At 37.6% G+C, this 4,577-nt stretch carries 6 protein-coding genes; 4 read left to right on the top strand and 2 right to left on the bottom strand.

Going from position 1 to position 4,577, the window contains the following annotated elements; translation table 11 throughout:
- The 4 genes from QVB70_RS18545 to meaB all read left to right on the top strand — a co-directional run.
- Positions 1–623, top strand: a 623-nt coding sequence (locus QVB70_RS18545) for a hypothetical protein (protein ID WP_287583767.1), incomplete at its 5' end; no start/stop codon positions are given.
- 74 nt (positions 624–697) lie between these two features.
- The gene (locus QVB70_RS18540; RefSeq protein WP_369335131.1) at positions 698–2,359 is read left to right on the top strand and encodes a methylmalonyl-CoA mutase; all 1,662 of its coding nucleotides are present in this window, start codon (positions 698–700) and stop codon (positions 2,357–2,359) included.
- Positions 2,360–2,369: 10 nt separating this feature from the next.
- On the top strand, positions 2,370–2,774 hold the full coding sequence (locus QVB70_RS18535) for a cobalamin B12-binding domain-containing protein (RefSeq protein ID WP_287583764.1): 405 nt from the start codon (positions 2,370–2,372) through the stop codon (positions 2,772–2,774).
- Between the two features lie 11 nt (positions 2,775–2,785).
- On the top strand, positions 2,786–3,751 hold the full coding sequence (gene meaB / locus QVB70_RS18530; RefSeq protein WP_287583762.1) for a methylmalonyl Co-A mutase-associated GTPase MeaB: 966 nt from the start codon (positions 2,786–2,788) through the stop codon (positions 3,749–3,751).
- 62 nt (positions 3,752–3,813) lie between these two features.
- On the opposite strand, the gene QVB70_RS18525 is transcribed toward meaB, so the two are convergent.
- Together QVB70_RS18525 and QVB70_RS18520 are read right to left on the bottom strand one after the other, a co-directional pair.
- Positions 3,814–3,951, bottom strand: a complete 138-nt coding sequence (locus QVB70_RS18525; protein ID WP_287583761.1) for a hypothetical protein — start codon at positions 3,949–3,951, stop codon at positions 3,814–3,816.
- 71 nt (positions 3,952–4,022) lie between these two features.
- Positions 4,023–4,577 (bottom strand): hypothetical protein (locus QVB70_RS18520; protein ID WP_287583760.1); only part of this gene is annotated, 555 nt, incomplete at its 5' end.

Genomic DNA, 4,577 nt, shown 5'->3' with positions numbered 1-4,577 from the left:
TACTCGGATGGGTTGTCGTCAATATATTGATTTTGTATTTCTATAGAAACAGGCGGTATCTGATTTTTATTATCCCCACATTTTTTGTGTTGTTACAATTTTTATTTTTTTACCTTAGAACAGGTGATTTCTTCCTGTATTTCCATGCACAACAAGCTTATTGGGGTTATTCATACTTCCCCATTTCTTACCCGTTTAATGTAATGGTAACTCATTGGGGTAATCCGATCGAGAATTTGTATTTAGCGATAATGTACATTTCACAACTCTGGGTCATTATTGTTATACTTTCATATTTATTGACATACTTTAAGAACAAAGATATTGATAGATTGAATCTCATCATTGGCCTGTATTTTTTATTAATCCAACTGATGACTGGACCAAGACCTCGTGATTTAAGCCGCTTTTCTGTATTGATATTACCGTTTTGCGCGGTTTTACTCCTCATTAGATTTTTGAACTCAATAAGCATTAAAAAATTATGGGTTCTAATTGCATTTCTATGTGTTATTAACATTTTCCTTATTTGGTATTTGATAATCGCTGATTTCTTGAATGTTTCTGACCTGGGAGTAATATATGAGAAAGCATCTAGTTATCTTTTAAGAAAAATAAGCTGACTTATTTAGCTATCTGCATAAAAATTTTTTTTAAGTGGAGAATGAAATTATCGTTGGGTGAAGATTGAATGAAAATGTTTGACTCTAGTGTTATTGAACAGATTAAGAAGAAAAAACAAGAATGGCAAGAAGACAGCCCAAAAAATGTATATGAACAAACAAATTCTTCGAGCATTCCAATTAAGTTAATTTATACGCCTGCTGATATTAATCATCTAGACTACGAACAGGATTTGGGATTTCCAGGAAAGTATCCCTTCACACGAGGTATTCATAAAACTATGTACCGAGGTCGTCCTTGGACAATGCGTCAGTTCTCGGGTTTTGGGACAGCAGAACAGACAAACCAACGTTATAAATATTTGCTCTCAGAGGGTGAAACTGGATTGAGTGTAGCCTTTGATTTTCCAACTCTTAAAGGCTATGATTCAGATGATCCAATATCTTTGGGTGAAGTCGGAGTGTGTGGCGTTGCAATCGATACATTACAGGATATGGAACTCCTTTTTGAAGATATCCCTCTCGATAAGGTTACTACTTCCATGACAATTAATGCTCCTACACCCATACTGTTTAGTATGTATCTAGCAGTTGCAGAAGGACAAGGTATCTCGTGGGATCAAGTTGGTGGAACAGTTCAGAATGATGCATTGAAAGAATTTATTGCACAAAAATCTTTCATTTTTCCTCCTGAGCCTTCAGTTAAACTTGTTATTGATGTTATTGAATTTTGTACAAAAAGTGTACCAAGATGGAATCCCGTAAGTATTAGTGGGTACCATATAAGAGAAGCAGGAGCTACAGCTACACAAGAACTCGCGTTCACAATTTCAGATGGTCTTACGTATGTTAGTAAAACGATTGAAAGGGGGCTAGATGTTGATGTTTTTGCACCTCGATTATCCTTATTTTTCTGTGCTCACAATGATTTCTTCGAAGAAGTAGCAAAATTCAGAGCTGCAAGACGAATGTGGGCACGATTTATGAAAGAACGCTTTGGAGCAAAGAACGATAGAAGCATGTGGATGCGATTTCATACACAGACAAGTGGAGTGGCACTTACTGCTCAACAACCAGAAAATAACATTGTACGTGTAACTCTTCAGGCTTTGTCAGCAGTTCTTGGAGGAACACAAAGTCTTCATACCAATAGCTTTGATGAAGCATGGCAACTCCCGTCTGAAAAAGCAGTCACTATAGCCTTAAGAACGCAGCAAATTATTGCAAATGAAAGTAACGTAACGGCTACAGTCGATCCGCTAGCTGGCAGTTATTATATCGAGTGGTTAACTGATAAAATCGAGGAAGAAGCGATGAAATACATTGATAGGATTGACAATATGGGAGGCATGATTGAAGCAATAAAGAAAGGTTATCCACAGAGAGAAATTGCTAATAGTGCTTATGAATTCCAAAAAGAAGTTGATAATAAGAAACAAATCATAGTTGGTATAAATCAATTTAAGGATGAACATGAAGAACTTGAAATACCTCGTTTTAGAGTTGATCCTGAAGTTGAAAAAGCGCAATTAAAAAGATTAAAACGGATTAAGGAAAATAGAAACCAAGAGAAGGTATTAAGATACTTAAATGAGTTAAAGAACGCTACTGAAAGAGATGAAAATATCATTCCATACGTAGTTAATTGTGTTAAAGCTTATGCTACTTTAGGCGAGATTATAAGCATTCTTAAGGAAGTTTATGGAGTTTGGAGAGAGGAACGCCTGTTTGCTTGAGGAGTTAATAATGAAAAGAATAAAAGTCCTAGTTGCAAAACCTGGCCTTGATGGGCATGATCGTGGAGCTAAAGTTATTTGTAGAGCCTTAAGAGATGCGGGAATGGAGGTAGTATATTCTGGCCTTGAACAAACTCCAGAGCAAATTGTAAATGCTGCGATTCAAGAAGATGCAGATGTTATTGGTTTAAGCATATTAAGCGGAGCCCACAGAGTTATTTTACCAGCAGTTACGAGACTTTTGCAAGAAAAAGGAATTACTGGCGTCCTTGTTGTGTGTGGAGGCATAATCCCGACAGATGACCATGAATTTCTCAAACAGCACGGAATTGCTGCCATCTTTGGACCCGGCACACCACTCAAAAACGCTGTCAAGTATATTAGAGAGAACGTGAGTAAGGAAAGAGTTCACTAGAGGAAAAATAGATGAACGTAGAAACACTTATTGATGGTTTATTCAAAGGCGATATCATAAGCACAACCCGCCTAATTTCTCTAATTGAAAACGATTTTTTAAAAGCGGAAGAGATTAGTCGCAGGATTTATCCACATACTGGAAATGCTCATGTTGTTGGAATAACAGGTCCTCCTGGAGTCGGTAAAAGCAGTTTAGTGAATAAACTAGCACTTGGCTGGAATAAAAGGGGAAAAAAAATTGGAATAATAGCAGTAGATCCGTCAAGCCCTTATAGCGGTGGAGCGTTACTGGGAGACAGAATAAGAATGCGAGAAATTACAGGCATCGAAGGAATTTTCATTCGTAGTATGGCTACAAGGGGATCTTTGGGAGGACTTGCTAGAGCTACACGAGATGCTATCAACATCTTGGATGCATCTGGCATGTATGACGTTGTAATCGTTGAAACAGTGGGTGCGGGACAATCTGAAGTTGAAATAATGAGGGTAGCAAAGACTGTTGTAATGGTATTATGCCCGGGCTTGGGAGACGAAATTCAGGCTATGAAAGCAGGGGCAATGGAAATTGCAGATATATTTGCGGTCAACAAAGCAGATAAACCAGAAGCTATAGAAACTGTCAATGACCTAGAGAGAATGTTGGATTATGAGGGATTAAATGAGGGCAAAGCAGGTTGGATGCCACAAATCGTAAGCACATCATCAACCATGAATACTGGTATTGATGAACTTGTAAATAAAATTGAGGAGCACCAAGAATTTCTAGCAAATATGACTTCAGAGGAATTCCATGAAAAAAGAGCGGCCATGGAGTTAATTGATACGCTAATAACTAAAATCGAGAATGAAGCTATTAAGAAAGCGAAGGAAAGTCCCGTTTATAATGAACTTATTAAAAAAATTGTTGAAAAGAGAATAGATCCCTACCAAGCGGCAGATATCATTCTCAAGGAATACATGCAATCAAGCAGGTGAGCTACCTCGTGTTAAAGCCTCGAGGCTTCCTGCTTCAAGGACAGACTCGATCCCCTGGCGGGTTACGGAGGTCTTATCTCCACAGGCTTAACATCCCTACGCCCCGTAGGTACTGTTAACGATGGTGAGGCGATCGGAGTATGCACCTTGTCTACAAGTGTGCGTATTATCCCTCCAATTGCTGTTGTTATCTCTGTCATACCACCTATATAATTCTTAGGGAAACCCCTTGATGCAAATGATGAAAGTGAACACTCACCACCGCCATTCATCACCACGCTGAAGTGGTGGTGCTTTCTTGCTTAGCTACTCGTAATAACTTATTTGCCCTTAGACATGCTCGTTTTAGCGTGAGAATCTGTTTTAAGTCATCATTAAGAGTTAAGCCAACAATTATATTGAATCCATTTTTATGAAGAGTTGTTATTTCGTTGGAAATAGTATTGAAATCCCCGTATAAAGACAGATTTTCAGCGTAATTTCTCAACAAATTATTTGTATCATCAGATTTTTCTAGCTTCGTTAATTCATCGCAATTCAAGTGAGTTAATCCTAAATCACATTGTGCTTTTTTTCTTCTCAAAATATATTCGCAAAGCTTTTTTGTGATACCATTTTCCGAATTTGTATAAAGATACGGTGCGTAAAGCGCAAAATTGAACTCTCTATCGAATTGATTCCTTATTATTTCAGTTTCTTTGACTGATGTCTCTGATTTGAGTACAAAGGGAATATAATTGTATTTATACCCGTTTTCTGAAAGATTTTGAAGAATTGCCAGTGTAGGATTCATGCAGCTTTCAGTTCCGATGAATATGTCTAGACT

Origin of the sequence: Candidatus Borrarchaeum sp. (assembly GCF_019058535.1) — an archaeon.
GTDB classification, from domain to species: domain Archaea; phylum Asgardarchaeota; class Sifarchaeia; order Borrarchaeales; family Borrarchaeaceae; genus Borrarchaeum; species Borrarchaeum weybense.
This window is presented reverse-complemented; position numbering and strand designations above follow the sequence as displayed.

What these genes read in the sequence shown, in the direction of transcription:
- QVB70_RS18525 (WP_287583761.1), bottom strand. Translation starts at nt 3,951, where the DNA reads ATGACAGAGATAACAACAGCAATTGGAGGGATAATACGCACACTTGTA.
- QVB70_RS18540 (WP_369335131.1), top strand. Translation starts at nt 698, where the DNA reads ATGTTTGACTCTAGTGTTATTGAACAGATTAAGAAGAAAAAACAAGAA.
- meaB (WP_287583762.1), top strand. Translation starts at nt 2,786, where the DNA reads ATGAACGTAGAAACACTTATTGATGGTTTATTCAAAGGCGATATCATA.
- QVB70_RS18535 (WP_287583764.1), top strand. Translation starts at nt 2,370, where the DNA reads ATGAAAAGAATAAAAGTCCTAGTTGCAAAACCTGGCCTTGATGGGCAT.